Here is a 26966-nt window from a genome sequence, read left to right as displayed (position 1 = left end):
ATGCTTATCGGTAAGCTGCGATTGTCAGTGCATTTCAAATCGTGTCGATAGATTTAGCCACGCTCTGGCTGAAAGCGCACGACAAAGCCCTTGAGGTTCTGCTGGCGGTTCAGCAAGTCGCGCAGGCGATCGGCTTCTGCACGCTCGATCAGCGGCCCGACGAACACCCGATTCTTGCCATCGGCAGTGCGGATGTAGGCATTGTAACCCTGGCTGCGCAGGGTTTTCTGCAGCTTTTCCGCACTCTCACGGTTGGCCAGACTGGCCAGTTGCACCGACCAGCTGACCGACAGGCCATTGGCGTCGACACGGCTTTGCGTGGTATCCGGCTTGCCCGGTGCGGCGCTGATCGGTTGCGACGGCGCCGTGGCAGGCTTGGCAGCCAGCGCCGGGACGGGCGCAGGTGCCGGGGGCGGTGTGACCGGTTTGACGGCAGGCGCCGGAGCGGCAGGCGCAACCGGTGCAACCGGCGCTTCCTGCTGGGCGATTTCCTCGTCGCTCGGCACGGGCTCCTGCGGCAGGGCCTGGGGTTCAGGCACCACCACCGGCTCCACCTGCACTTGCGGCATCACCGGCGCTTGCGGCGCCGCCGGGGCCTGGACCGTCACCTGGCGCTGCTCGTCCTGGCGGGAAAACAGCATCGGCAGGAAAATCACGGCCAACGCCACCAGAACCAGGGCGCCGACCATGCGCTGCTTGTAAGCCTTATCCAGCAATGCCATTTGCCGCTTCCTCCGTGGAGCGCCGGGCCAGCCACTCGAGGGCCTCGGCAACACAATAGAATGATCCGAACAACAGAATCTCGTCGTCGCTCGTCGCCTGCGCACACTGCCCTTCCAGGGCGGCGGCCACGCTGTCATAGGACGTCACCGCAGCACCGCGCTTGTCCAGCGCCTCGCGCAAGTCGGCCACCGGTCGCGCCCGCGGCGAATCCAGCGGCGCAACGGCCCAGTGCTCGACACTAGCACTCAATTCGCCAATAACACCATCCAGATCCTTGTCCGCCAGCAATCCGAACACCGCCAGGCGCTTGCCAGCCGGTGGTCGGCTGACCAGGCGACGGGCCAGGTACTCAGCGGCATGGGGGTTATGCCCCACATCCAGCAACAAGTTAAGGCGCTTGCCCTGCCACTCGACCTGCCGGCGATCGAGACGACCGACCATCCGCGTCGCTTGCAGCGCCTGGACAATCTGCGCCTGCACCCAAGGTAAACCGAGCAGCAGATAGGCCTGCAACGCCAAGGCGGCGTTTTCCATCGGCAGGTCGAGCAACGGCAGGTCGCGCAGCTCGACTGCACGCCCTTGCGCGTCAACACCACGCCACTGCCAGCCGTGGTCAGTCACACCCAGGTCGAAATCGCGCCCACGCAGGAAAAACGGGCAGTTGAGCTCGCGCGCCTTGTCCAGCAGGGGTTGCGGGGGATTCAGGTCACCGCAGAGCGCGGGCGCGCCCTGACGGAAGATGCCGGCCTTCTCGAAAGCCACGGACTCACGGGTATCACCCAGGTAATCCGCATGATCGACGCCAATGCTGGTGACCAGCGCCATGTCGGCGTCCACCACGTTGACCGTGTCCAGACGCCCGCCCAAGCCGACTTCCAGCACCACGGCGTCGAGCCTGGACTGTTGAAACAGCCAGAACGCTGCCAGGGTACCCATCTCGAAATAGGTCAGGGATGTGTCGCCGCGGCCGGCCTCGACCGCCGTGAAAGCCCGGCACAGCTCGGCGTCAGTAGCTTCGACGCCATTGACCTGCACCCGCTCGTTGTAACGCAGCAGGTGCGGAGAACTGTAGACACCGACGTTCAGGCCCTGCGCCCGCAGCAATGACGCCACGAACGCACAGGTCGAGCCCTTGCCATTGGTGCCGGTGACCGTGATCACCCGAGGCGCCGGCTTGCCCAGTCCCATACGGGACGCTACCTGCTGCGAGCGCTCAAGGCCCATGTCGATGGCCGAAGGGTGCAACTGCTCAAGGTAGGCGAGCCACTCGCCAAGGGTACGTTCGGTCATAGGTTGGCAGGTACCGGTGGAACGACGATTGGCTCGATGGGTGCAGCGACGAATTTCGGCGTCGGCAGGCCCATCATTTGCGCCAGCAGGTTACCCAGGCGCGGCCGCAGTTCCTGACGGTGAATGATCATGTCGATCGCGCCGTGCTCCAGCAGGAACTCGCTGCGCTGGAAGCCTTCCGGCAGTTTTTCGCGCACGGTCTGCTCGATCACGCGCGGGCCGGCAAAGCCGATCAGGGCTTTCGGCTCGCCGACGATCACGTCGCCCAGCATCGCCAGGCTGGCGGAAACACCACCGTAGACCGGGTCGGTCAGCACGGAGATGAACGGAATGCCTTCTTCACGCAGACGCGCCAGGACCGCCGAGGTCTTGGCCATTTGCATCAGGGAGATCAGGGCTTCCTGCATCCGCGCGCCACCGGAGGCGGAGAAGCAGATCATCGGGCAGCGATTTTCCAGGGCGTAGTTGGCGGCGCGCACGAAGCGCTCACCGACGATGGCGCCCATCGAACCACCCATGAAGGAGAATTCGAACGCCGACACCACCACCGGCATGCCCAGCAGGGTACCGCTCATCGAGATCAGCGCGTCTTTTTCGCCGGTCTGCTTCTGCGCCGCGGTCAGGCGATCCTTGTACTTTTTGCCGTCGCGGAATTTCAGGCGGTCAACCGGCTCCAGGTCGGCGCCCAGTTCGGTACGACCTTCGGCATCGAGGAAGATGTCGATGCGCGCGCGTGCGCCGATTCGCATGTGGTGATTGCACTTGGGGCAAACGTCCAGGGTCTTTTCCAGCTCCGGACGATACAGCACAGCCTCGCAAGACGGGCATTTGTGCCAAAGACCTTCAGGCACCGAGCTCTTCTTGACCTCGGAACGCATGATCGAAGGGATCAGTTTGTCTACTAACCAGTTGCTCATGCTTTCTTTCTCCAGTACCGGCGGCCCGAACGCTCTGGTTCGCAGCCCCGCGTATGCCCTTGAGCTAAATTCATGTGTGCGGCGATGTTCGATGGGTGCCGGGTCAGTGAAGCGTGACCTGCGTACAGCCCATCAATCCTCAGCCGTTTTGTACAGTGCAGTGGACGGCGGCAGTCTGCCAGCCGTCACATCAAGGTGCCACGGACTGCCTTGATGAATGCCTGAATCTTTGCGTGATCCTTGATGCCCTTGCTCGCCTCTACCCCGCCACTGACATCCACCGCATACGGTCGAACCCGCGTCACCGCCTCGGCGACGTTTTCCGGGGTCAGGCCGCCCGCCAGGATGATCGGCTTGCTCAAGCCTTGCGGTATCAATGACCAGTCGAACGCCTGACCGGTTCCACCGGGAACACCTTCGACATAGGCGTCGAGCAAAATACCGCTGGCACCCGGATAAGCGTCGCAAGCTGCCGCGATATCGTCCCCGGCCTTGACCCGCAGGGCCTTGATGTACGGACGATGCCAGCCTTCGCAGTCCTCAGAACTTTCATCGCCATGGAACTGCAACAGGTCCAGCGGCACCGCGTCGAGGATTTCTCCCAGCTCGCAACGGCTGGCGTTGACGAACAGGCCCACGGTGGTGACGAACGGCGGCAACGCCTTGATGATCGCGCGCGCCTGCTGGAACGTCACGTTCCGCGGGCTCTTGGCGTAGAACACGAAGCCGATGGCATCGGCCCCGGCCTCGACCGCCGCCAACGCATCCTCTATGCGGGTAATCCCGCAAATCTTGCTGCGAACGGCTGACATGTCGATTAATCCCCACGGCAAATCCGAGAAAGTCCCGGATGGTAACAAAAGCGTTCGAAGGCGTCAGCCGTCAAGTTCGCTGAAACCGGTGAGGAAATGTGGGCCAATGAAACGCTCCGGCAGCTGGAACTCGTCACGGTACTCGACCTGCACCAGATACAGGCCGAACGGATGCGCTGTCACCCCGCCGGAACGGCGAATACGGCTCTCCAGCACTTCCTTCATCCACTCCACCGGACGCTCGCCGGAACCGATGGTCATCAGTACGCCGGCAATGTTGCGCACCATGTGGTGCAGGAAGGCGCTGGCACGGATATCCAGCACGATCATCTTGCCGTGACGCGTGACGCGCAGGTGATGAAGCTCCTTGATCGGCGACTTGGCCTGGCACTGGCCGGCACGGAAGGCGCTGAAATCGTGGGTGCCCACCAGGTAGCGGGCCGCTTCGGCCATGCGCTCGACATCCAGCGGGCGGTGGTTCCAGGTGATTTCTTCGTTCAGGTGCGCCGGACGGATCTGGTCGTTGTAGATCACATAGCGATAGCGCCGGGCAATGGCCTTGAACCTGGCATGGAAATGCGCCGGCATGACCTTGGCCCAACTGACGCTGACATCGTGGGGCAGATTGATATTGGCCCCCATGACCCAGGCCTTCATCGAACGCTCGACCTGCGTGTCGAAGTGCACGACCTGGCCACAGGCGTGCACGCCGGCATCGGTGCGCCCGGCGCAGAGCAGCGAAACGGGCGAGTCGGCCACCTTGGACAAGGCGTTTTCGAGGGTTTCCTGCACCGTGAGCACGCCCGAGGCCTGGCGCTGCCAGCCACGATAACGCGAGCCCTTGTATTCAACGCCCAACGCGATCCGGAAAAAGCCGTCGGCCGCCATTTCGGCGGCCGGGTTATCTATGTTTGCCAAGGAGGGACAGCCTGCTGATGTGCGCAAAGGGGGGCATTATAAGGCGGCCAGACGAGGACGCCAGTACAACAGAGGTTCCTGCGGTGAATGGGATGGCTCCATCGCCAGCAGGCTGGCTCCCACAAGGGGTTTGTGTGGGAGCTAGCCTGCTGGCGATAGCGGCACCACAGGCACCATCACATCACCCGCAAACAAAAACGGCAGCCTCGATGGGCTGCCGTTCTGCTTGCAACAAATGACTCAAGCCAGACGCGCCAGCATTTCCCTGGCTTCGCTCTTCTGGCCGTCGTCGCCTTCGGTCACCACCTCGTTGAGGATGTCGCGGGCACCATCGTTGTCGCCCATGTCGATATAGGCCTGGGCCAGGTCGAGCTTGGTGGCGACTTCGTCTGTGCCGGACAGGAAATCGAACTCCGGCTCGTCATCCACGGTGGCCAGGGCGTCATCTACCGTGAAGCTCGGCTCGCTGATGCTCCGGGACAGGTCGTCCAGTTCGGCGCTGACGTCATCCAGCTCAGTGCTGAACGCCTGCGCAGGCGGCGTTTCGTCCATTTCATCGGCCAGCGACAAGTCGAAATCGGCCGGTAGGTCCAGATCGTCGAGGGTCACTTGTGGCACGTCCGGTACTGGCGCGGTCGGCAGGTCCTTGATGTCTTCGTCCAGGCTCAGCAGGAAATCGTCCTCGGCCAGGATCGCCGGCGAAGGCTCGCCACCAAGATCCATGTCCAGGTCGAACTCCGACAGGTCATCGAGGTTTTCCTTGATTTCAGTCTGTTGCTGCAAGACCGACTCGAAACTCAGGTCATCATCCTGGGGGAAGTCTTCCAGATCGGCCAGGGTTGCTTCCGGTGCTGGCTCTGGCAATGGCTCCGGCGCTGGCTCTGGCTCTGGCGCAACCGTGACCGGCGTGACATTTTCCAGGTCATCCAGGCTCAGGTCGAAAGCGCTGTCGAAATCGTCATCGGCCGCAGCCGGCGATTGCGGCTCGTCGAGCAACAGATCCTTGACGTACTGCGCGTCCAGTTCCGCAGCAGCGGCGGCAGCGGCAATACCGCCGGCAGCGACCAGTGCCATGGCCGGGAAACGGCTCTTGAGTTTTTCGACCTGGGCATAGTTGTCGCCGTTGGCCACCAACTGCCGCTCCTGGACCACGAACGCGTCGCGGTCACCCTGCAAGCCGTAGACTTCCATCAGCTTAAGGCGCAACTCGCTGCGTTGCGGCTCCTGCTTGACGCCCTCTTCCAGCAGCGCGGCGGCCTGATTCAGGCGACCACCGTCGATGTGCGACTGCGCCCGGCCCAGCACGTCGTCGGAATGCTCGGCGGCGGGCGATACCAAGGGTGCAGCAATCGGCGGCGTGACTACAACCGGGGCAATCACCGGGGCTGGAGCTGGCGCTGGAGCGGGTGCCGTGGCCAGTTTCGGGGTCGGCGGCTCGACGTCCAGGTCCTCGAAGATGCCTTTGGACAGGTCAAGCTCGCTGGAGAACTCCTGCTCTTCTGCCAGGGCGCGGGCCATGCGCAGGTGTTTTTCGGCTTCCTGCTGGGCTTTGCGGCGACGGGCCAGCAACAGCAGCAACAGCAGCACCACGATTGCCCCGCCACCCGCCAGGCCCAAGAGCAACGGATTGGTCAGCAGCTCGTTGAATTTCTGATCGTTGGAGGCAGCAGGCTTCGGTTCGATCGGAGTGTCGGCCGGAGCCGCAGTTGGAGCAGCAGGGGCTTCAGGCGTCGCTGCAGCCGGGTCTGCCGTGGGCGCTGTCGCTTCGGCTGGCGCCGGCGCTTCGGCAGGCGTTGCCGCAGGATCGGTCGCCGGCTCAGCCGGGATCGCCGCAACGGTTGCAGTCTCCGCAGGCGCCCCGGCCGCACCGTCGGCCTGCAATTTGGCCAGTTGGTTGTTCTTCAGCTCGATGAGACGTTGCAGCTTGTCCATCTGGCTTTGCAGATCGGTCATGCGGCTTTTCAGTTCAGCGCTGTCACGGCGCTTGGTATCGAGGCTTTCCTGGGTCACCGCCAGCTGGTTGTTCAAGGCCTTGGCATCGCCCGCGGCGCCCTTGGCACCGGCCTTGCCGGATTCGGCGGACACCAGGCTCAGCTTGTCCTGGGCGGCTTGTGCCGAAGGTGCTTCACCGCGACCGCGATTGGTCGCATCGAGCTGCTGCTGGCCAGTACCCGGCTTGGCGACATAACGACGCCCCTGACGCCAGGCGGTGTTTTGTGCAGCCACTTCGGCGATGGCCTTGGCTTGCGGCAGGCTCGTGGTTTGGGTCTGATCCGGCAGACGCAGCACCTGGCCGGTCTTGAGCCGGTTGATGTTGCCATCGATGAAGGCATCCGGGTTCAGCGCCTGGATGGCGAGCATGGTTTGCTGGATCGAACCGCCATTGCGAGCCTTCGCGGCGATTTCCCACAGGGTATCGCGCTTTGTGGTGGTGTATTCAGCCGGTGGAGTCGCACCGGTGACGGGCGTTGTACCGGTTTGAACAGGTGCAGGCTGCGCAGCCGCGTCAGCGGTCTGCGGCGAGAATTTGGACGGATCGAGCAATACGCTGTAATCGCGCAGCAGACGACCGTTGGGCCACATCACCTGAACCAGGAATTTCACCATCGGTTCGCTCAGGGGCTTGCTGGAGGTCACGCGCAGGATGCTTTTACCGCTGGCGTTGAGCACCGGGGTAAAGGTCAGGTCGTTGAGAAACGCCTGGCGGTCGACACCGGCCTTGGCGAAATCTTCTGGTGAAGCCAGGCTCGGCACCACTTCGGCGGCGGTGAGTTCCTTGACGTCGAGCAACTCGATTTCCGCCACCAGCGGCTGGTTCAGCGTCGATTTCAGGGTCAGTTCCCCAAGCCCGAGGGCATGCGCCATACCGGAGGACAGCGCCGAGGCGGCCGCTATTGCTAACACCAGTTTGCGAACTTGAACCATAGCTTATCCTTAGTTTTTACATTCCTCGGCCAGCGAGGTAGGTAGCCGCTGCCGTAAGGCATTGCGCGCGGGCGAAGGTCGCCGCGCGCGATCGTTTCATGCATGCCCTGCAACGCCCTGCAGGGTGGCTCGCCTTCGGCATTACGGCCAGGCATGGCGCTCGTTTGGAAGTATCTTTTACAGCAGGTCTTTTATCAACAACTCGGCCAGCTGCACAGCATTGAGGGCCGCGCCTTTGCGTACGTTATCTGACGTCAGCCACAGATTAAGTTCCGACGGTTCGTCGATCCCCAGGCGCACCCGACCAACGTAGACCACATCCTGCCCCACGGCATCACCGACCGCTGTCGGGTAGTCGCCGGCTTCCACCAGCTCGATGCCGGGCGCGTCTTCGAGTGCGGCATTGACCTTGACCAGATCGATGTCGCTCGCGGATTGCAGAGTCACGCTATAGCTATCGCCAAAAAACACCGGGGCTTGAATGCAAGTCACGGAAATCTTCAAAGAAGGCAGCGCCATGACCTGGCGCAGCTCGCGCACCAGGCGCTTTTCCAGCACGGTGTGGCCCTGCTCATCTGGCTTGCCAACCTGGGCCAGCAGGTTGAATGCCATCTGCCGGTCAAAGAAGGTTGGCTCCAGTGGGCGCACATTGAGCAGTTCGGCGGTTTGCCGGGCCAGTTCGGTCACGGCTTCGCGGCCTTGGGCCGACACTGCCAGGCTGGCGGTCAGGTTGATGCGCTGCAAATCGAGCAAACCCAGCAAGGGGGCGAGCACGACTGCCAGGGTGGTGGCCGACGGGCTCGGGCTACTGACCTGAAATGGCTTTTTCAGGCCGGCCAGCACCTGCGCATTCGCTTCCGGGACCACCTGTGGCGCCTGGTCGGCCGGCAAGGCGCCGGAGAGGTCGATCAGCGAGCAACCGGCGGCGGTGGCACGGGCGGCATAACTCAATGTCACGGCGGGACCGGCGGCAAAAAACACCAGCTGAACCTTGCTGAAGTCGAACTCATCGACTTCGCGCACCCGCACGTTCTTGCCGCGATAAGGCACCGAACTGCCGGCGGATTCGCTGCTGGCCAGTAAATGCAGGGTGCCGATCGGGAAATCGCGCTCTTCGAGAATCTGCACCAGCGTTTCGCCGACAGTACCGGTGGCGCCGATCACGGCAATATCAATGGTCTGGCTCATGGGTTTTACCTCTGGCGAAACGGGGGGAGCGGCACTTTACCGGGTGGTGGATGTACAGGCAATTCGGGCGAGCCCTTCGGCGCCCGTTATGGCCCCTTCGCTGGCAAGCCAGCTCCTACAGGGATTGCGCTGTCCTTGTAGGAGCTGGCTTGCCAGCGAAGGGGCCAGACCAGACAACCGAGAAACCCGGAATAAAAAAACCCGCGCCTCTCGCAAGGCGCGGGTTTTTCATTGCATCAAACGATCAACGCTCGAGCAGGATCCGCAGCATGCGACGCAGCGGTTCGGCCGCGCCCCACAGCAGCTGGTCGCCGACGGTGAACGCGCCGACGAACTGCGAGCCCATGTTCAGCTTGCGCAGACGGCCTACCGGGATGTTCAGGGTGCCGGTGACCTTGTTCGGGCTCAGCTCCTGAATGCTGGTTTCGCGGCTGTTCGGCACCAGCTTGACCCAAGGGTTGTGCTGGCTGATCAGCCCTTCGATATCGGCGATCGGCACGTCTTTGTTCAGCTTGATGGTCAGCGCCTGGCTGTGGCAGCGCATGGCGCCGATGCGCACGCAGATGCCATCCACCGGGATCGGGCTCTTGAAGCGACCGAGGATCTTGTTGGTTTCGGCCTGGGCCTTCCACTCTTCACGGCTCTGACCGTTCGGCAGTTCCTTGTCGATCCACGGGATCAGGCTGCCGGCCAGCGGTACGCCGAAGTTTTCGGTCGGGTATGCGTCGCTGCGCATGGCTTCGGCCACACGACGGTCGATGTCGAGGATCGCGCTGGCCGGATCGGCCAGTTGATCGGCGACAGCGGCGTGAGTCGCACCCATCTGCTTGATCAGTTCACGCATGTTCTGCGCGCCGGCACCGGAAGCCGCCTGATAGGTCATGGCGCTCATCCACTCCACCAGGCCGGCCTCGAACAGGCCACCCAGGCCCATCAGCATCAGGCTGACGGTGCAGTTGCCGCCGATGTAGTTCTTGGTGCCCGCGTCCAGCTGCTGGTCGATGACCTTGCGGTTCACCGGGTCCAGGACGATAACCGCGTCATCCTGCATACGCAGGCTGGAAGCGGCGTCGATCCAGTAACCCTGCCAGCCGGCTTCGCGCAGCTTCGGGAACACTTCGCTGGTGTAGTCGCCACCCTGGCAGGTCAGGATCACGTCGAGGGTTTTCAGCTCTTCAATGCTGTAAGCGTCCTTGAGCGGAGCAATGTCCTTGCCCACGGACGGGCCTTGGCCACCGACATTGGAAGTGGTGAAAAACACCGGCTCGATAAGATCGAAATCCTGCTCTTCCAGCATCCGCTGCATGAGCACGGAACCGACCATACCGCGCCAACCGATCAGACCTACACGTTTCATCGCAACTACACCTTCTTGAAAAGTGGGCCGCTGCTTCCGGGGGTAAAAGCGGCAGCGGGCCCGAGAGATTACAGATTCCGCAGCGCGGCGACTACTGCGTCGCCCATTTCCTGCGTACCGACTTTAGTGCAACCGGCCGACCAGATGTCACCGGTGCGCAAGCCCTGGTCCAGCACCAGGCTGACGGCTTTCTCGATGGCATCGGCCGCGGCCTGCTGGTTGAAGCTGTAGCGCAGCATCATCGAGACCGACAAAATGGTCGCCAACGGGTTGGCGATGCCTTGGCCTGCGATATCCGGCGCCGAACCGTGGCACGGCTCGTACATGCCCTTGTTGTTGGTGTCCAGGGACGCCGACGGCAGCATGCCGATGGAACCGGTGAGCATCGACGCCTGGTCGGACAGGATATCGCCAAACATGTTGTCGGTGACGATCACGTCGAACTGCTTCGGCGCGCGCACCAGTTGCATGGCGGCGTTGTCGACGTACATGTGGCTCAGTTCGACCTGCGGGTAGTCCTTGGCCACTTCCTCGACGATTTCACGCCACAGCTGGCTGGAGGCCAATACGTTGGCCTTGTCCACAGAGCAGAGCTTCTTGCCGCGGACCATGGCCATGTCGAAACCGACTCGGGCGATGCGGCGGATTTCGCTTTCGCTGTACGGCAGGGTGTCGTAGGACTGACGCTCGCCGTTTTCCAGGGTACGGGTGCCACGTGGCGCGCCGAAGTAGATACCGCCGGTCAGCTCGCGAACGATCAGGATGTCCAGGCCGGCAACGATTTCCGGCTTCAGGCTGGAGGCCTCGGCCAGTTGCGGGTAGAGGATCGCCGGGCGCAGGTTGCCGAACAGGCCCAGTTGCGCACGGATTTTCAGCAGGCCGCGCTCAGGGCGGATGTCACGCTCGATGGTGTCCCATTTCGGGCCTCCCACGGCGCCCAGCAATACCGCGTCGGCGGCGCGGGCACGCTCCAGGGTTTCGTCAGCCAGTGGCACGCCGTGCTTGTCGATGGCCGCGCCGCCGATTACGTCGTGGCTCAGCTCGAAGCCCAGGGCGAACTTGTCGCTGGCCAATTCCAGCACCTTGACCGCTTCGGCCATGATTTCCGGGCCAATACCGTCACCTGGGAGAATCAGAATCTGCTTGCTCATGCTTTCCTCATGTCATCAGTCGGTGCGCCCTGGGGGCGCGCCCGGAAAAATTCTATCGCTCGGCCATCAATACCAGCACATCCGTGCTGAACGAACCATCGGCCTCAATCTCGAAATATTCGCGTACTTCGTTGCCCATCGACTGCTGCAATTCGCGGATCGCCGCGCGCATCACCTGCGGGGTACGCATGCGCTCGACCCAGGAGCTGTATTCCAAACGCAGCCGCTGACGGGTGGTGCTGCGGGTATGCAGCCCGGCCTCACTGACCTGGCGCAACCACTCACCGGCGCTATAGTCGCGCACATGGCTGGTGTCGCGCAGCACTTCGACGCTTTGCAGGTAAGTGTCGAACAATGGACTGCCCGGCGACAACACGTCGACGAATGCCGCGACACCGCCCGGCTTCAATACCCGCCGCACTTCCCGCAGGGCCAGGCCGAGATCGCTCCAGTGGTGTGCCGAATAACGGCTGAACACGAAGTCGAACTCGCCATCGGCGAACGGCAGGCGTTCGGCGGCGCCGTTGACTGTGGTGACGTTGCTCAAGCCACGATCGACGGCGGCAGCGGCCACCACGTCAAGCATCTGTTGCGACAGGTCGTAGGCCACCACTTCCTTGACCAGCGACGCCACCTGGAAACTCACGTGACCAGCGCCACAGCCCAGGTCCAGGACCCGAGCTTCGCCCTGCCCTGCCAGTTCGGCCTGTAGCAGCGCGAATTCGGTGCCTTGAGCGTGTACGGCGCTGCTCAGGTAGGCCGCGGCCTGTTCACCGAATTGCTTCTGGACTACCTGGCTGTGCTGGGCGGTGCTGGTCATGGGAACTTCCTTTTTGGGGTTTAGCCTTGTGTCGTCTGAGCTGCCGTCTTCGCGAGCAAGCCCGCTCCCACAGGGGTTTTGTCTACGCCACAAATCCAATGTGGGAGCGGGCTTGCTCGCGAAGAGGCCGGCCCTGCCTGAATCAATTTTTACGCGTCGCGAAACAACCACGGCTGGCTCGCACGATGCTTGGCTTCAAACGCCGCAATCGCATCGCCGTCCTGCAAGGTCAGGCCGATATCGTCCAGGCCGTTGAGCAGGCAGTGCTTGCGGAAGGCATCGATCTCAAAGTTCAACACCTTGCCGTCCGGACGGGTCACGGTCTGGGCCTGCAGATCGATCTGCAACTGGTAGCCCGGATTGGCTTCCACCTGCTGGAACAGCTCATCGACTTCGGCATCGCTCAAGATGATCGGCAGCAAGCCGTTCTTGAAGCTGTTGTTGAAGAAGATGTCGGCATAGCTCGGCGCGATGATGCTGCGGAAACCGTATTCTTCCAAAGCCCATGGCGCGTGCTCGCGGCTGGAGCCGCAACCGAAGTTCTCGCGGGCCAGCAGTACGCTGGCGCCCTGGTAACGCTCGGCGTTGAGGACGAAGTCCTGGTTCAGCGGACGCTTGGAGTTGTCCTGATACGGCTGCCCCACATCCAGGTAGCGCCACTCGTCGAACAGGTTCGGACCGAAACCGGTGCGCTTGATCGACTTCAGGAACTGCTTCGGGATGATCTGGTCGGTGTCGACGTTGGCACGATCCAGAGGCGCGACAAGTCCAGTGTGCTGGGTAAAAGCTTTCATGCTGCGCTCCTTTAGATCAATTCACGGACGTCGACGAAACGACCGTTCACAGCGGCGGCCGCGGCCATGGCCGGGCTGACGAGGTGGGTACGGCCACCGGCGCCCTGACGGCCTTCGAAATTTCGGTTCGACGTGGAAGCGCAATGCTCGCCGGACTCCAAACGGTCCGGGTTCATCGCCAGGCACATCGAGCAACCCGGCTCACGCCATTCGAAACCGGCTTCAAGGAAGATCTTGTCCAGACCTTCGGCTTCGGCCTGCGCCTTCACCAGGCCCGAGCCCGGCACCACGATGGCTTGCTTGATGGTCGAGGCCACTTTGCGGCCCTTGGCGATGACGGCTGCGGCGCGCAAGTCTTCGATCCGCGAGTTGGTGCAGGAGCCGATGAACACGCGATCAAGCTGAATGTCGGTGATCGCCTGGTTGGCGGTCAAACCCATGTATTTCAAGGCGCGCACGATCGAATCGCGTTTGACCAGGTCCATTTCCTTCGCTGGGTCCGGCACGTTCTGATCCACCGCCAGGACCATCTCAGGCGAAGTGCCCCAGCTGACTTGCGGCTTGATCTGGGTCGCGTCGAGTTCAACGATGGTGTCGAACTTGGCGTCTTTATCAGAAACCAGGTCTTTCCAGGCTTCCACGGCCAGGTCCCATTCCGCGCCTTTCGGGGCGAATGGACGGCCCTTCACGTAAGCCACGGTTTTTTCGTCCGCAGCGACCAGGCCAACGCGGGCACCGGCCTCGATGGACATGTTGCAGATGGTCATGCGGCCTTCGACGGACAGGTCACGAATCGCGCTGCCGGCGAACTCGATGGCGTGGCCGTTACCGCCGGCGGTGCCGATCTTGCCGATCACGGCGAGGACGATGTCCTTGGCGGTCACGCCGAACGGCAACTTGCCTTCGACGGAAACCAGCATGTTCTTCATCTTTTTAGCAACCAGGCACTGGGTGGCGAGCACATGCTCGACCTCGGAGGTGCCGATACCGTGAGCCAGGGCACCAAACGCGCCGTGGGTCGAGGTATGGGAGTCGCCGCAGACCACGGTCATGCCCGGCAAGGTGGCACCCTGCTCCGGGCCGATGACGTGGACGATGCCTTGGCGGACGTCGTTCATCTTGAATTCGACGATGCCGTATTCATCGCAGTTGTCGTCGAGGGTCTGGACCTGCAAACGCGAAACCTCGTCGGCAATGGCCGCGATGCCGCCCTTGCGCTCAGGGGTGGTCGGTACGTTGTGGTCCGGGGTCGCGATGTTGGCATCGATGCGCCATGGCTTGCGCCCGGCCAACCGCAGGCCTTCGAAGGCTTGTGGCGAGGTCACTTCATGGATGATGTGACGATCGATGTAGATCAGCGCGGAGCCATCGTCGCGCTGCTTGACCAAATGCGAATCCCAGAGCTTGTCGTAGAGCGTTTTGCCGGCCATCAGACGGTTTCCTCATCAGCTTCTTTCTATGCCCTGGGTCTTGAGCGATTCAATAACCCCTTGGCTTGTGAGGCTGATCCTATGGGGTTACATTAAATAACTCAAATTCATATTTTTTATGCTTTGGATAACCAACTGGAATACGAGCATGGACCTGGCCAACCTTAATGCCTTTATTGCCATCGCCGAGACCGGAAGCTTCTCCGGAGCCGGCGAACGCTTGCACCTGACTCAGCCGGCGATCAGCAAGCGCATCGCCGGGCTGGAGCAGCAACTGAAGGTGCGGCTATTCGATCGGCTGGGCCGCGAAGTCGGCCTGACCGAAGCCGGCCGCGCCCTGCTGCCCCGGGCCTACCAGATTCTCAATGTCCTCGATGATACGCGCCGCGCCCTGACCAACCTCACCGGGCAGGTGAGCGGTCGTCTGACCCTGGCCACCAGTCACCACATCGGCCTGCACCGTTTGCCACCCTTATTAAGGGAGTTCACCCGGCGCTATCCCGAGGTGGCGCTGGATATCCAGTTTCTCGATTCGGAAGTGGCCTACGAAGAAATCCTCCACGGAAGGGCCGAACTGGCGGTGATCACCCTGGCGCCGGAACCCCATGCCCTGGTCAAGGCGACGCCGGTGTGGGACGACCCGCTGGACTTCGTGGTCGCCCCCGAGCATTCGCTGCTCAACAATGGCAAGGTCAGCCTCGTGGATATCGCCCGCCATCCGGCGGTGTTTCCCGGCGGCAACACCTTTACCCACCACATCGTCCAGCGCCTGTTCGAAGCACAGGGCCTGACGCCGAACATCGCCATGAGCACCAATTACCTGGAAACGATCAAGATGATGGTGTCGATCGGCCTGGCCTGGAGCGTCCTGCCACGGACCATGCTCGATGACCAGGTTGCGCGGATACCTTTGCCGGGCATACAACTGACTCGCCAGCTAGGCTATATCCTGCACACTGAAAGGACGCTATCGAATGCAGCACGGGCCTTCATGGCCTTGCTGGATGGCCAGATCGATCTGCCAGGGACTCAAGGCTAACTTGTGCTACTCCTATAGAGCCGCGAATTCCTGTACCCGATACACAATTCAGCCCAAGGCTTGCCAATGCCGAAATCTGTTGACCGTATTCCGCCAATGCCGCGCATCCAGGCGCTTGACCCGAAAAGCTCCGAACAGAGCTGGGAAAGTGCCTCGCAACTGCTGGCCGCGCTCAACGGCGCGCGCCTGGGCGCCTGGTATTGGGACATCGAGCGTGGGCAGATCAGCTGGTCCCGGGGCACCCAGGCGCTGTTTGGCTTCGATCCCCGGCAACCGTTGCCGGCCGACCTGGAATACCTTGACTTGTTGCCTGTGGAAGACCGGGCCAAGACCCTTCGCGCCTTCCATGCCGTGATCGGCGGCGCGCCGCTGGAGCAGGCAATGCACCATCGCGTTCGCTGGCCCGACGGCAGCCTGCACTGGCTGGAGATCAGCGGCAGCCTGCTGCCGGACAAGCACGGCCGTCCACGGATGATTGGCGTGATCCGCGAAATCACCCACCAACGCCAGCGCGAACAGGCGCTGAGTAGCTCGGAGAAACGCTTCGCCACGCTGTTCCACCTGTGCCCGAACATGGTCCTGCTGACGCGCCAGGAAGACGGCCTGATCACCGAAGCCAACCAGTATTTCGAAAGCCTGTTCGGCTGGCCGGTCCAGGACGCGATCGGCCGTACCACCCTGGAACTGGGCCTCTGGGTGAACCCCGAACAACGCGCACAACTGGTCAAGGCCACCAAGGCCAAAGGTGAGCTGACCAGCATGGAGGTGCAGTTTCGCGCCAGCAACGGGCAGATCCACGATGGCATCCTCAGTGCGCAAAAGGTCGAACTCGAAGGCCAGCCCTATCTGCTCAGCACCTTCCTCGACACCACCGAACGCAAAGCCGCCGAACACGCCCTCAAAGACAGCCAGGAGCGCCTCGACCTGGCCCTGGACTCGGCGCAACTGGGCACCTGGGACTGGCACATTCCCAGCGGCATGCTGTATGGCTCGGCCCGCGCCGCACAGTTGCACGGCATGGAGGCCAAGCCGTTCCACGAATCCTTCGACGAGTTTTTCGAAGGCGTGCCCGGCGAAGAACGCGACACCATGCGCGATGCCTACCGCAGCCTGCGCGAAGGGCCGGCCGGCAACTACCAGCTGACCTATCGGGTGCAAATGCCGGATGGCAGCTCACGCTATCTGGAGAGCCGCGCCCGCCTCTACCGCGATGAAAACGGCGTGCCCTTGCGCATGGCCGGCACCCTGCTCGACATCACCGACCAGGTCGAGCGCGAACAACGCCTGGTGGCCTCCGAAGAGAAATTCGCCACCCTGTTCCAGGTCAGCCCCGACCCGATCTGCGTGACCCGCCAGGACACCGGGCAATTCATCGAAATCAATTCCAGCTTCACCCAGACCTTCGGCTGGAGCGCCGCCGATGTGATCGGGCGCAGCGCCGACGAAATCGGTTTGTGGGACGCCTCGGCGAAAAGCCTGCAACGGATCGAACAGGTGATCCGCGAGCAAGGCCTGAACAATGTCGCGATCCTCGTCCAGCACAAGGACGGGCAGTCGCTGACCTGCGTGATCTCCAGCCGCCAGATCAATGTCAGCGAACAGCCGTGCGTCGTCACCACCTTACGCGACATCACCCAGCAGCAACGCTCGGAAGCGGCGCTCAAGGCCAGCGAAGAGAAGTTCGCCAAGGCCTTCCACTCCAGCCCCGACGCCATCACCATCACTGAACGCGATACCGGACGTTATCTGGAGGTCAACGACGGTTTCTGCCGCCTGACCGGCTACCGCGCCGACGAAGTGATCGGCCGCACCGTGTACCAGGTGGGGATCTGGGCCGAAGAGAAACAGCGCTCGACCTTACTCGCCGAACTGCAGATCAAGGGCCGGGTACATCACCTGGAGATGCTCGGGCGCAACAAGCGCGGCGAGCTGCTGACGGTCGAGGTCTCGGTAGAACCCATCACCCTCAACGAAACCGCGTGCCTGCTGCTGACCGCCCGGGACGTCAGCCTGCTGAAAAATGCCGAGGCGCAGATCCGCCACCTGGCCTACCACGACCCCCTGACCAACCTGCCCAACCGCGCCCTGCTGATGGATCGCCTGAGCCAGCAGATCGCCCTGCTCAAACGCCACAACCTGCGCGGCGCCTTGATGTTCCTCGACCTCGACCACTTCAAGCACATCAACGATTCCCTCGGCCATCCGGTGGGCGACACGGTGCTGAAAATCATCACCGCGCGCCTGGAAGCCAGCGTGCGCATGGAAGACACCGTCGCGCGCCTGGGCGGTGATGAGTTCGTGGTGTTGCTCAGTGGCCTCGAAGGCACGCGCAACCAGGTCAGCGATCAGGTCCGCGAGCTGGCCGATACCATTCGTGAACTGCTGTCCGAACCGATGTTCCTCGACGGCCAGCGCCTGCAGGTGACGCCGAGCATCGGCATTGCCTTGATTCCCGACCACGGCTCGACGCCGACCGACTTGCTCAAGCGCGCCGACATCGCCCTTTATCGGGCCAAGGATTCGGGGCGCAATACCGCGCAGATGTACCACAACACCATGCAGAAGGCCGCGAGCGAACGCCTGCGCATGGAAACCGACCTGCGCCTGGCACTGTCGCGTGGTGAGTTTCGCGTGCATTACCAACCCCAGGTGGACGCCCGGGACAACCGCATCGTCGGTGCCGAAGCGCTGGTGCGCTGGAATCATCCAGAGCTCGGCGCGCAGTCGCCCACCGAGTTCATCAAGGTCCTGGAAGACAGCGGACTGATCCTCGAGGTCGGCACCTGGATCGTCGACGAAGCCTGCCAGGCCTTCAAGAAACTGATCGCCGACGGCCTGGTGGACCCGCTGCAATTCAGCCTGTGCGTCAACATCAGCCCGCGCCAGTTCCGCCAGAACGATTTCGTCGAGCGCATCGAAAGCAGCCTCGCCACCTACGGCCTGCCCTGCTCGCTGCTGAAACTGGAAATCACCGAAGGCATCGTCATCCAGAACCTGGAAGACACCATCAACAAGATGCTGCGCCTGAAAAAACTCGGCGTGAGCTTTGCCATGGACGATTTCGGCACCGGTTACTCCTCGCTCACCTACCTCAAGCGCCTGCCGGTCGACACCCTGAAAATCGACCAGTCGTTCATCCGCGACGCCACCACCGACCCCAACGACGCCGAGATCATCCGCGCCATCGTCGCCATGGCCCGCAGCCTGGAACTGAAGATCATCGCCGAAGGGGTGGAGACCGTGGAACAGCTAGAGTTCCTGCAAGGCTTGGGCTGCCATCTCTACCAGGGGTACCTGCATAGCCGGCCGCTACCGGTGGAGGATCTGCAGAAGCTCCTGTAGGAACGACCTCACTGGCTGAATATCCCTTTCCTACACGCGTGCCGGAAGCGTCCGATTTACGCCTGACTGCCTCGCATAGAACCCTTGCGCTGCACTTTGCCCTGCCTTCATTCCTTCGGAGGCAGGCGCAATTTGATCGTCATCAGACAAGGAGTTCAAGCGATGGCCAAGGGATATTTCATTCGCAAGGGCGACAAGACCAGTTGCGGTGGCGAGGTGCTGGAAACCGATACCCGCATCATGATGTTCGGCTTCGCCCATGCTCGCGAGGGGGATCCGGTTTCCTGTGGCAAGAACGACGAAACCTACAAGATTGTCGGTGGTATTTCGTCCTTTGACAGTCACGGTAGGCTGGCAGCTGGTTCGCTGGATAGCCGCAGCAGCTGTCCCTGCAAGGCCGGGCTTAACCCCTCGTTTACCAACATCAGCTATGAGTCCATACAGGGTGCAGCGCCGCAAGCCGTGAGGAGCGACCCTCAACAGGAAGCCGCGCCGGTTGCGCCCAACAACCCGGTCACACCGCAACAATCCAGTTTCACTTCAGCGCGGGCACCCACACCCACGCTCAGCGAACGGCCGGGGACAGTCTGTGAAAACCTTTGGCGCGGGTATCAGCAAAGGGTCGAAAACGTCGTGGCGCCGGGCGGCAAACTGATCGCCGATCCGAAGACGCGCAACAAGGCGATCAATGCCGCCTACGCGCAATTGTGGCGCCTCGATCCACGATTTCAGTGGGCAGGGCTGGCGGCCTTCGCCTCGAAACAGGTGGGCTGTGGATTGCTGCACGCCGCCGAGACGATCGAGAAGATGCAAGCGGAAGAGCAGGCGATACAGCAACTGAGGGACAGTGCCAGACAAGGATTCGGAGGCTTGTTCAGCCGCAGCGAGTGGGAAAAGCGCGCGAAAATTCGCGAGTTCGAGCAGCGCCAGCACGAGTACGAACAGGCCAACCGTGACAACCCGGTGTGGGGCTTCACCCACTGGGGTGCCGACATGCCCTTGACGTACTCGCAACGGATGTACAGATTTGTGTACGAGATGTTGGCCATGGGAAATACCACGCTGTTTTTGGATGTGTATCCGTTGCATGTGTTCTACAGGGAACGTGGGCTGGAGGCGCTGAAGGATTGTCTGCCTTCACGGAAAAACATCTATGGGAGTGGGCAGTATCCGGTGCTGTGGCCGGTCGGCGAGAAAACACTGAAGTTCGGGATTGACCACAAGGAAATCCTGCTAGCCTTTGAGGCGATAGAAGCGGGCAACATCGCCAAAAGCGTTGAACATTTGGCTTGGCACGAACAACAAAATATTCCGCAACCAGCGATGTACAACGACTGGCGATTCAGCTCATTGCTGTACAGCAATCATCTTTCCTACCTGAGCAGTATCCCGTCTGGCGCCGCCGAAGCCATCGAACTGACGTTGGCCAGTCAATGCGGCCGTATCGACGATGGACGTACCGTTGGTTTCAGCAACAGCCTCACTGGCAACCTGGCCGATATCAATCAGCGCATGCCCTTCGTGCTCAGAGCCGCAGATCAGTTTGATGATCTATTACGCAGCAACCAGCGCGGGCAGATTGAGCAGTCGATTAGGGATATCGCCTGGGGTGGAGGCGTGCGATGAGCCTGTTGCAACGCGTGGGCTGGCGTCGTGGTGCGTTGGCACTGGCGGTCGCGGCCCTCCTGACATTGGCAGCGATTGAGGCCCTCTCGGATGAGCCGGAAATTGCCCTGTTGATTGGCGAACCTTGGGAGGATATGCGCCGTCGCTCCAGTGCGGCCATTGATCCAGCCATTCCCGGACACTATTGGGGGCGGCAGGCCAAGTCTGATGCTCGCCTGCGCTTCGCAGACCCTCAATACGGCTTTGTGACCCCATTGGCCCGTTTCTTTACCGTGAGTTTCGATGATGAGCGGGTCAGCAGTGTCCGCATGTCCCCACAAATCGAGCCGCTGCTGCTCGACGACACACTCAAGGTCGTGCTGGATCTACAGGAGCAATGGCGCAATGCTGGCTGGGTACCCATCAGGGTCAATGACTTCCCACCGTTCGCGGACATGCCGCATTGGCGTGCCCAATTACGCGATGCAAACAAAGGCGGCACATCCTACTGGCATGCAGGCACCCAGTATCAGGTGATGATGGTGGTCAATCGTTTCACGGATTACAGGCACCCCACCGAGGAGCGTTACCTCATCACGCTGTCACTGGCCACGCCATGGACGAATCCCTGACATGCTTCGAGCATTAACCCCACACACCAGGCGCCATCACCAAATCCATCCCAAGATGCCATCTACACTCAGTAACCATATCCCCAGCCCCAACTATCCAAGGCCGAGACCTCTCCAACGTGCCCAGCATCTACCAGATCAAACCCGCGTTCCAAAACCTCCTGCGCCCCCTGGTCCGGCGCCTGTTCGACAACGGCACCACCGCCAACCAGATCACCCTGATCGCCGGCATCGGCTCGATCCTGGTGGGCTTGGTGATCGCAAGTTTCGTGCATCACCCTTGGGTCTTTGCACTGGTACCGATCTGGATGATCGTGCGCATGGCGCTCAACGCCATCGACGGCATGCTGGCTCGGGAATTCAACCAGCAGTCGCGTTTGGGGGCGTATTTGAATGAGCTGTGCGACATCACTGCCGACTGCGCCCTGATCCTGCCGTTCGCCCTGCTGCCCGGCGTCAGCCTGTGGCTGGTGTTGCTGGTGGCGCTGCTCGCCTTGTTCAGCGAGTACAGCGGCGTGCTGGGGTCGATGGTCGGGGCTTCGCGGCGCTATGACGGGCCCATGGGCAAAAGTGACCGGGCGTTTGTCCTGGGGGTGGTGGCCGCTGGCATCGTACCGGGCTGGATCGGCGCGTTCTGGATCAACACGGTGTTCGCGATCATCGCGATGCTGCTGGTTTATACCTTGATCAACCGGGTCCGCCAGGGCCTCAGGGAAGCACAAATTGACAGCTCTTCAGCCTAAGGAAATGGCAATGCGCGAAGCACAACAACAGACATTCACCACCCACGATGACGTGCAACTGTTCTATCGACACTGGCCCGGCACCCCGGAACCTGGGGAGCCGCGCAAGGCGGTTTTGCTGTTTCACCGCGGCCACGAACACTCCGGGCGCATTGCCCATCTGGTGGATGAACTGGACCTGCCCGGTTTTGACTTCTTTGCCTGGGATGCCCGGGGCCATGGCCTCTCGCCGGGCGCCCGGGGCGACAGCCCCGGCTTTGCCACCAGCGTGCGGGACGTGCAGACTTTCTGTGAGCACCTGAGCGCGACTTATCAGATCGACGAAGAAAATATTGCGGTGATCGCGCAAAGCGTCGGCGCGGTGATCGTCGCCACCTGGGCCCACGATTACGCGCCACGCATCCGAGCGCTGGTGCTGGCGTCCCCGGCGTTCAAGGTCAAGCTCTATGTGCCCTTCGCCCGCCAGGGATTGGCACTGATGCGTCGATGGCGCGGCAATTTTTTCGTCAACAGCTACGTCAAGGCGCGCTTTCTCAGCCACGACCCGCAGCGCGTCGCCAGTTATGACAGCGATCCGCTGATCACCAAGGCCATTTCAGTCAATGTCCTGCTCGGTCTCTACGAGGCCGCCGAGCGTGTCGTGGCCGATGCCCAGGCCATCACGATACCCACACAGTTGTTGATCTCCGGTGCCGACTTTGTCGTGCATCGCCAACCCCAGGAGCAGTTCTTCGAGCGCCTGGGCAGCCTGCGCAAGGAAAAACACATCCTGCCGGGGTTCTTCCACGACACCCTGGGCGAAAAGAACCGCGGGCACGCCGTCGCCAGCGCACGTCGCTTCATCCAGCAGAACTTCGCACAGCCGAGCGAACGCCCCAGCCTGCTGAATGCCGATCGCCTGGGCCTGACCTGCGCCGAATCCGAATCACTGGCCGCGCCGCTGCCGCACAACTCACTGCGCGACCTGTATTGGCGCATGACCCGCGCCAGCATGCGCCTGGGCAGCCAACTGTCGTCCGGGATCAAGCTGGGGTTCGACACCGGCTTCGACTCCGGCAGCACCCTGGACTACGTCTACCGCAACACAGCCACGGGCAAGTCGGGTGTCGGCCGCCTGATCGACCGCAATTACCTCGATTCCATCGGCTGGCGCGGCATTCGCCAACGCAAGCTGCACGTCGAAGAACTGCTGCGCCTGGCGATGCAGCAATTGCGCGACCAGGGCCGCGAAGTGCGCATCGTCGACATCGCCGCCGGCCACGGACGCTACATTCTCGAAGCCCTTCAGGGCGTCAGCCCGTTACCCGAGTCGATCCTGTTGCGCGACTACAGCGACATCAACGTGCGCGACGGAAGCGCGCTGATCCGCGAGAAAGGCCTGGAAGGGATCGCACAATTCGTCAAGGGCGACGCCTTCGACCGTGCCGACCTGGCTGCGCTGCAACCCAAGCCGACCCTGGCGGTGGTCTCCGGTCTGTACGAGCTTTTCGCCGACAACCAGATGGTCGCGGCTTCCCTAGCTGGCCTGGCCGAAGCCGTGGAGCCTGGCGGATACCTGGTCTATACCGGCCAACCCTGGCACCCGCAACTGGAACTGATCGCCCGCGCCTTGACCAGCCACCGTGAAGGCCAGGCCTGGGTCATGCGCCGGCGCACCCAGGTGGAAATGGACCAACTGGTGGAGGCCGCCGGCTTTCGCAAGGTCAGCATGCGCGTCGACGAGTGGGGCATTTTCAGCGTGGCTCTCGCGCAACGGGTGTCTTGATGCTGCGCAACACGACGACAACACGCGAACCCGGTTTGCTCAAACCTGCGCTGCTCTGGTTGCTGCTCCTGGCGCCATTGTTCTTCGGCACCTACGGCTTCGCCACTTGGTACACCACCCAGCGCGACGATGTCGGCAGCCTGGTGTTCGGCTGGGAAAACCACATGCCGTTCTGGGCCTGGACCATTGTTCCCTACTGGTCCATCGACTTGCTGTACGGTTTGTCCCTGCTGCTGCCCGACAGTCGCCAGGAACTCAAGCGCCACGCCTTGCGCCTGCTGACCGCGCAACTCATTGCGGTCAGCTGTTTCCTGATCTGGCCGTTGCGCTTCACCTTCGCCCGGCCGGAACTGGACGGCGTATTCGGCTGGCTGTTCGATGTCCTGGCAGGCTTTGACAAGCCATTCAATCAGGCGCCATCCCTGCACATCGCCTTGCTGGTGATCCTGTGGACCTGCTATCACAGACACTTGCAGGGCCTCTGGCGCGGATTGATGCATGCCTGGTTCATCCTCATCGGGATCTCGGTGCTGACCACTTACCAGCACCACTTCATCGATCTGCCGACCGGCGTGCTGCTTGGCTGGCTGTGTGTCTGGCTGTGGCCACTGGAGGGACCTGGCCCATTGCAGCGCGCCCGACTGCCAACCGGGAAAAAACGCTGGCAACTGGCGCTGTATTACCTGGTGGGGGCTGCTGCTTTTGCCGTCCCGGCCTTCAGCTTCGGGGGCATCTGGCTGTGGCTGACCTGGCCTGCATCGGCCTTGCTGCTGGTGGTGCTCAATTACGCCGTGCTGGGTGCAGAAGGTTTTCAGAAAGGCGCCGATGGACGCCTGTCCCCTGCCGCACGCTGGTTGATGGCGCCCTACCTGGCTGCCGCCTGGCTCAACTCGCGCCTGTGGACGCGCAACAATCCGCAGCCTGACCAGGTGCTCGATGACGTCTGGCTGGGGCGTATACCGACTGGCCTGGAACTCAAGGGCAGCCCTTTCAGTGCCGTGTTCGACCTGTGTGCCGAACTGTCACTCGATCCTGGCAGCGTCGCCTACCGCACGCTGCCGGTGCTGGACTTGACCACCCCCACCCCCTTGCAATGCCAGGAAGCCGCGTTGGCCATCGAAAGCCTGCGCCAGCACGGGCCGCTACTGGTCTGCTGCGCCTTGGGCTATTCGCGCAGCGCCACCGCAGTCGCCGCCTGGCTGCTGCACACCGGGCGGGCCAGCAGTGTCGCCGAAGCCTTTTTGGTGATCCAGCGCGCACGCCCGGGGATTGTTCTGGGTCTCCTGCACCGAGAGGCGCTGGAGCCGCTGGCGACCCGCATGGAGAAGAAAGGTGTCCATTGATATGCAACTGCAGGTGACAGCCAGTCTGTTGCGTCGTGGCGACTCCCTGGATCGATTGTCCTGCGGCCTCACCCTGCTCGGCGCCTTGCTCGGCCTGGGCCAGTACCTGATGCCCGGCCCGGGGTTGTGGAGCCTGGCCTGCAGCGGCGGACTACTGGTGCTCGGCCTGTGGCAAAAATACTGGGCACTGCGGGTAGCCTTCGACGCCGATCTGTTCTGCCATCTGGCCGACCGTGCCGAAGACTTGCCCCAGCGCACCCAAGACCTGGACCAGGCGCTGACGGCCCTGGGCCTGCAACCTGCCGAGCGCGGCGGCCGCCCCTGGAGCGAACGCATCGCCGGCGCCTTGAAACTGTTACGCCGCCAGGCATTGCTGGTGGCGGCCCAACTGTTGTTGACCCTGGTGTTCATCCTGGCCACCCCCTGGCTGGCCTATGCCGAATAAGGAGCTCTCATGCTGGAACCCGTGGTTGCCACCCTCATCACCTCGGCCGCGCGCCTGCTCACCGGAGCGCGCAGCCTTTGGCTCGGTTGTGCGCCGCAACCGGTACAGCGCATCTACTTCGCCAACCACAGCAGTCATGGCGATTTCGTGCTGTTGTGGGCCTCCTTGCCGCCGACCTTGCGCCGCATCACGCGACCGGTTGCCGGTGCGGATTACTGGCTCAAAAGCCCCCTGCGCCGGTACATCATCAACCGGGTGTTCAACGGCGTGCTGATTGACCGCGAGCGCAAGGACAGTACCGACAATCCCTTGCAGCCAATGCTCGACGCCCTGGCGAGCGGCGATTCGCTGATCCTTTTTCCGGAAGGCACCCGCAATCCCGAAGACGGCCTGTTGCCCTTCAAGAGCGGGCTGTATCACCTGGCAAAGCAGTATCCCCAGGCGCAGGTAATCCCGGTGTGGATCGCCAATCTCAACCGCGTCATGCCCAAGGGGCGTGTGCTGCCGCTGCCGCTGTTATGCACCATCAGCTTTGGTGCCGCGCTGGCCATCGACGAAGACGAAAGCAAGGCGCAGTTCCTCGAACGCAGTCGCGAAGCGCTGCTGAGCCTGGCCGGGGAGCATGCCTGACATGGACAGACAGACCTTGATGTTGTTCGCCGGGATTGGCGCGTTCCTGCTGCTGGCCTCGATCATCGGCCTGGTGCTCAAGCGCCGCACCCGCGGTACCGACAACCCGGTGATCGACAACCTCAACGCGCGGATCAACGCCTGGTGGGTGATGGTGCTGGTGATCGGGGTCGCCTTCTGGCTCGGCACCGGCGCGGTGATCCTGCTGTTCTACACCGTGTCGTTCTACGCCCTGCGCGAATTCCTCACCCTCACGCCCACCCGCCGCAGCGACTACCCGGCATTGGTCGCGGCCTTCTACCTGGCGCTGCCGCTGCAGTACCTGTTGATCTACTACGACTGGTACGGGCTGTTTTCGATCTTCATTCCGGTCTACGTGTTTTTGCTCCTGCCGATCCTCGCTTCCCTGGGCGGCGACAGCACGCACTTCCTCGAGCGCGCCTCGAAAGTCCAGTGGGGCCTGATGATCGCGGTGTTCTGCGTCTCCCATGTGCCCGCCCTGCTGACGTTGGACATCGTCGGGTATGAGGGGCGCAACCTGCTGTTGATCGCCTATCTGGTGATTGTGGTGCAGATGTCGGATGTACTGCAGTACGTGTGCGGCAAATTGTTCGGCAAACGCAAGATCGCCCCGAACCTGTCGCCCTCCAAGACCCTGGAAGGGTTTGTCGGCGGCATTGTCCTGGCCTCGCTGATCGGCTGTGCCTTGTGGTGGATCACGCCGTTCACCCCCTGGCAGTCACTGGTCATCGCCCTGCTGATCAACTTACTGGGGTTCGCCGGCGGCATCGTCATGTCGGCGATCAAGCGCGACCGTGGCGTCAAGGACTGGGGGCACATGATCGAAGGCCATGGCGGCATGCTCGATCGACTGGACTCGGTGTGCTTTGCGGCGCCGATCTTCTTCCATCTGGTGCGCTATGGCTGGACTTGACCCCACCGAATCACGCCCACAAAAAAGGGCGCCTGATGGCTAATGCCGATCAGTTAAGCCATCTCGCTTGACCTTTGGCCGCAAGAAATCAAAATCCGATGCCTGAACTGGCATCGGATTTTTTTATGCGTCTCGCTCGGGCACTGGAACTGACCCACAACTT

Annotated in this window: 22 protein-coding genes; 10 read left to right on the top strand and 12 right to left on the bottom strand. The window is 62.2% G+C overall.

All coding sequences use genetic code 11. The features are described 5' to 3' along the window. Window positions 1-53: 53 nt before the first annotated feature. The 12 genes from SOP85_RS13630 to leuC form a co-directional block, all read right to left on the bottom strand. Window positions 54-722 carry an SPOR domain-containing protein gene (locus SOP85_RS13630; RefSeq protein ID WP_323606834.1) on the bottom strand — a complete coding sequence of 223 codons (669 nt, stop codon included), beginning with the start codon at window positions 720-722 and terminating at the stop codon, window positions 54-56. Beyond that, a complete protein-coding gene (gene folC / locus SOP85_RS13625; protein WP_323627236.1) occupies window positions 706-2013 on the bottom strand; it encodes a bifunctional tetrahydrofolate synthase/dihydrofolate synthase in 1308 nt (435 codons plus the stop codon). The genes SOP85_RS13630 and folC overlap by 17 nt, the downstream gene beginning before the upstream one ends. Beyond that, the gene (gene accD / locus SOP85_RS13620; RefSeq protein WP_274075417.1) at window positions 2010-2930 is read right to left on the bottom strand and encodes an acetyl-CoA carboxylase, carboxyltransferase subunit beta; all 921 of its coding nucleotides are present in this window, start codon (window positions 2928-2930) and stop codon (window positions 2010-2012) included. The genes folC and accD overlap by 4 nt, the downstream gene beginning before the upstream one ends. 185 nt (window positions 2931-3115) lie before the next feature. After that, window positions 3116-3742, bottom strand: a complete 627-nt coding sequence (locus SOP85_RS13615; RefSeq protein ID WP_323627235.1) for a phosphoribosylanthranilate isomerase — start codon at window positions 3740-3742, stop codon at window positions 3116-3118. A 63-nt stretch (window positions 3743-3805) separates the two neighbouring features. Continuing rightward, the gene (gene truA / locus SOP85_RS13610; protein ID WP_274075521.1) at window positions 3806-4630 is read right to left on the bottom strand and encodes a tRNA pseudouridine(38-40) synthase TruA; all 825 of its coding nucleotides are present in this window, start codon (window positions 4628-4630) and stop codon (window positions 3806-3808) included. Between the two features lie 270 nt (window positions 4631-4900). Next, window positions 4901-7585 carry a FimV/HubP family polar landmark protein gene (locus tag SOP85_RS13605; RefSeq protein WP_323627234.1) on the bottom strand — a complete coding sequence of 895 codons (2685 nt, stop codon included), beginning with the start codon at window positions 7583-7585 and terminating at the stop codon, window positions 4901-4903. 177 nt (window positions 7586-7762) lie between these two features. After that, entirely contained in the window at window positions 7763-8773 is a 1011-nt protein-coding gene (locus SOP85_RS13600; RefSeq protein ID WP_274075420.1) for an aspartate-semialdehyde dehydrogenase, read from the bottom strand. Window positions 8774-9017: 244 nt separating this feature from the next. After that, a complete protein-coding gene (gene asd, locus SOP85_RS13595) occupies window positions 9018-10130 on the bottom strand; it encodes an aspartate-semialdehyde dehydrogenase (RefSeq protein ID WP_007975660.1) in 1113 nt (370 codons plus the stop codon). Between the two features lie 68 nt (window positions 10131-10198). Continuing rightward, a complete protein-coding gene (gene leuB / locus SOP85_RS13590; protein ID WP_274075421.1) occupies window positions 10199-11281 on the bottom strand; it encodes a 3-isopropylmalate dehydrogenase in 1083 nt (360 codons plus the stop codon). 52 nt (window positions 11282-11333) lie between these two features. Beyond that, complete coding sequence (locus SOP85_RS13585; RefSeq protein WP_274075422.1) at window positions 11334-12101, bottom strand: class I SAM-dependent methyltransferase; 768 nt, start codon at window positions 12099-12101, stop codon at window positions 11334-11336. Window positions 12102-12250: 149 nt separating this feature from the next. After that, on the bottom strand, window positions 12251-12895 hold the full coding sequence (gene leuD, locus SOP85_RS13580) for a 3-isopropylmalate dehydratase small subunit (protein ID WP_077185516.1): 645 nt from the start codon (window positions 12893-12895) through the stop codon (window positions 12251-12253). An 11-nt stretch (window positions 12896-12906) separates the two neighbouring features. After that, window positions 12907-14325: a 3-isopropylmalate dehydratase large subunit gene (leuC, locus tag SOP85_RS13575; protein WP_274075423.1), complete on the bottom strand. Its 1419-nt coding sequence runs from the start codon at window positions 14323-14325 to the stop codon at window positions 12907-12909. A 148-nt stretch (window positions 14326-14473) separates the two neighbouring features. Between leuC and SOP85_RS13570 the strand changes: the two genes are divergently transcribed. The 10 genes from SOP85_RS13570 (at window position 14474) to SOP85_RS13525 (ending at window position 26803) form a co-directional block, all read left to right on the top strand. Further along, window positions 14474-15364, top strand: a complete 891-nt coding sequence (locus tag SOP85_RS13570; protein WP_323627233.1) for a LysR family transcriptional regulator — start codon at window positions 14474-14476, stop codon at window positions 15362-15364. Between the two features lie 66 nt (window positions 15365-15430). Further along, complete coding sequence (locus tag SOP85_RS13565) at window positions 15431-18706, top strand: PAS domain S-box protein (RefSeq protein ID WP_274075425.1); 3276 nt, start codon at window positions 15431-15433, stop codon at window positions 18704-18706. Window positions 18707-18868: 162 nt separating this feature from the next. Continuing rightward, a complete protein-coding gene (locus tag SOP85_RS13560) occupies window positions 18869-20332 on the top strand; it encodes a PAAR domain-containing protein (RefSeq protein WP_323627232.1) in 1464 nt (487 codons plus the stop codon). Continuing rightward, entirely contained in the window at window positions 20329-20943 is a 615-nt protein-coding gene (locus SOP85_RS13555; protein ID WP_274075427.1) for a hypothetical protein, read from the top strand. The genes SOP85_RS13560 and SOP85_RS13555 overlap by 4 nt, the downstream gene beginning before the upstream one ends. 119 nt (window positions 20944-21062) lie before the next feature. Beyond that, entirely contained in the window at window positions 21063-21686 is a 624-nt protein-coding gene (locus SOP85_RS13550) for a CDP-alcohol phosphatidyltransferase family protein (protein ID WP_323627231.1), read from the top strand. 10 nt (window positions 21687-21696) lie between these two features. Continuing rightward, entirely contained in the window at window positions 21697-23451 is a 1755-nt protein-coding gene (locus SOP85_RS13545) for a bifunctional alpha/beta hydrolase/class I SAM-dependent methyltransferase (protein WP_323627230.1), read from the top strand. After that, a complete protein-coding gene (locus SOP85_RS13540) occupies window positions 23451-24794 on the top strand; it encodes a phosphatase PAP2/dual specificity phosphatase family protein (RefSeq protein ID WP_323627229.1) in 1344 nt (447 codons plus the stop codon). Before SOP85_RS13545 ends, SOP85_RS13540 begins: the two co-directional genes overlap by 1 nt. After that, window positions 24784-25239, top strand: coding sequence for a hypothetical protein (locus SOP85_RS13535; RefSeq protein WP_323627227.1), 456 nt, complete (start codon window positions 24784-24786; stop codon window positions 25237-25239). Before SOP85_RS13540 ends, SOP85_RS13535 begins: the two co-directional genes overlap by 11 nt. 9 nt (window positions 25240-25248) lie before the next feature. Beyond that, entirely contained in the window at window positions 25249-25869 is a 621-nt protein-coding gene (locus SOP85_RS13530) for a lysophospholipid acyltransferase family protein (protein WP_323627226.1), read from the top strand. Window position 25870: 1 nt separating this feature from the next. Continuing rightward, on the top strand, window positions 25871-26803 hold the full coding sequence (locus SOP85_RS13525) for a phosphatidate cytidylyltransferase (RefSeq protein ID WP_274075433.1): 933 nt from the start codon (window positions 25871-25873) through the stop codon (window positions 26801-26803). Window positions 26804-26966: the final 163 nt, after the last annotated feature.

Origin of the sequence: Pseudomonas sp. YuFO20 (genome assembly GCF_035064975.1) — a bacterium.
Lineage (GTDB): Bacteria > Pseudomonadota > Gammaproteobacteria > Pseudomonadales > Pseudomonadaceae > Aquipseudomonas > Aquipseudomonas putida_AE.
This window is presented reverse-complemented; position numbering and strand designations above follow the sequence as displayed.

What these genes read in the sequence shown, in the direction of transcription:
- SOP85_RS13630 (WP_323606834.1), bottom strand. Translation starts at nt 722, where the DNA reads ATGGCATTGCTGGATAAGGCTTACAAGCAGCGCATGGTCGGCGCCCTG.
- folC (WP_323627236.1), bottom strand. Translation starts at nt 2,013, where the DNA reads ATGACCGAACGTACCCTTGGCGAGTGGCTCGCCTACCTTGAGCAGTTG.
- accD (WP_274075417.1), bottom strand. Translation starts at nt 2,930, where the DNA reads ATGAGCAACTGGTTAGTAGACAAACTGATCCCTTCGATCATGCGTTCC.
- SOP85_RS13615 (WP_323627235.1), bottom strand. Translation starts at nt 3,742, where the DNA reads ATGTCAGCCGTTCGCAGCAAGATTTGCGGGATTACCCGCATAGAGGAT.
- truA (WP_274075521.1), bottom strand. Translation starts at nt 4,630, where the DNA reads ATGGCGGCCGACGGCTTTTTCCGGATCGCGTTGGGCGTTGAATACAAG.
- SOP85_RS13605 (WP_323627234.1), bottom strand. Translation starts at nt 7,585, where the DNA reads ATGGTTCAAGTTCGCAAACTGGTGTTAGCAATAGCGGCCGCCTCGGCG.
- SOP85_RS13600 (WP_274075420.1), bottom strand. Translation starts at nt 8,773, where the DNA reads ATGAGCCAGACCATTGATATTGCCGTGATCGGCGCCACCGGTACTGTC.
- asd (WP_007975660.1), bottom strand. Translation starts at nt 10,130, where the DNA reads ATGAAACGTGTAGGTCTGATCGGTTGGCGCGGTATGGTCGGTTCCGTG.
- leuB (WP_274075421.1), bottom strand. Translation starts at nt 11,281, where the DNA reads ATGAGCAAGCAGATTCTGATTCTCCCAGGTGACGGTATTGGCCCGGAA.
- SOP85_RS13585 (WP_274075422.1), bottom strand. Translation starts at nt 12,101, where the DNA reads ATGACCAGCACCGCCCAGCACAGCCAGGTAGTCCAGAAGCAATTCGGT.
- leuD (WP_077185516.1), bottom strand. Translation starts at nt 12,895, where the DNA reads ATGAAAGCTTTTACCCAGCACACTGGACTTGTCGCGCCTCTGGATCGT.
- leuC (WP_274075423.1), bottom strand. Translation starts at nt 14,325, where the DNA reads ATGGCCGGCAAAACGCTCTACGACAAGCTCTGGGATTCGCATTTGGTC.
- SOP85_RS13570 (WP_323627233.1), top strand. Translation starts at nt 14,474, where the DNA reads ATGGACCTGGCCAACCTTAATGCCTTTATTGCCATCGCCGAGACCGGA.
- SOP85_RS13565 (WP_274075425.1), top strand. Translation starts at nt 15,431, where the DNA reads ATGCCGAAATCTGTTGACCGTATTCCGCCAATGCCGCGCATCCAGGCG.
- SOP85_RS13560 (WP_323627232.1), top strand. Translation starts at nt 18,869, where the DNA reads ATGGCCAAGGGATATTTCATTCGCAAGGGCGACAAGACCAGTTGCGGT.
- SOP85_RS13555 (WP_274075427.1), top strand. Translation starts at nt 20,329, where the DNA reads ATGAGCCTGTTGCAACGCGTGGGCTGGCGTCGTGGTGCGTTGGCACTG.
- SOP85_RS13545 (WP_323627230.1), top strand. Translation starts at nt 21,697, where the DNA reads ATGCGCGAAGCACAACAACAGACATTCACCACCCACGATGACGTGCAA.
- SOP85_RS13540 (WP_323627229.1), top strand. Translation starts at nt 23,451, where the DNA reads ATGCTGCGCAACACGACGACAACACGCGAACCCGGTTTGCTCAAACCT.
- SOP85_RS13530 (WP_323627226.1), top strand. Translation starts at nt 25,249, where the DNA reads ATGCTGGAACCCGTGGTTGCCACCCTCATCACCTCGGCCGCGCGCCTG.
- SOP85_RS13525 (WP_274075433.1), top strand. Translation starts at nt 25,871, where the DNA reads ATGGACAGACAGACCTTGATGTTGTTCGCCGGGATTGGCGCGTTCCTG.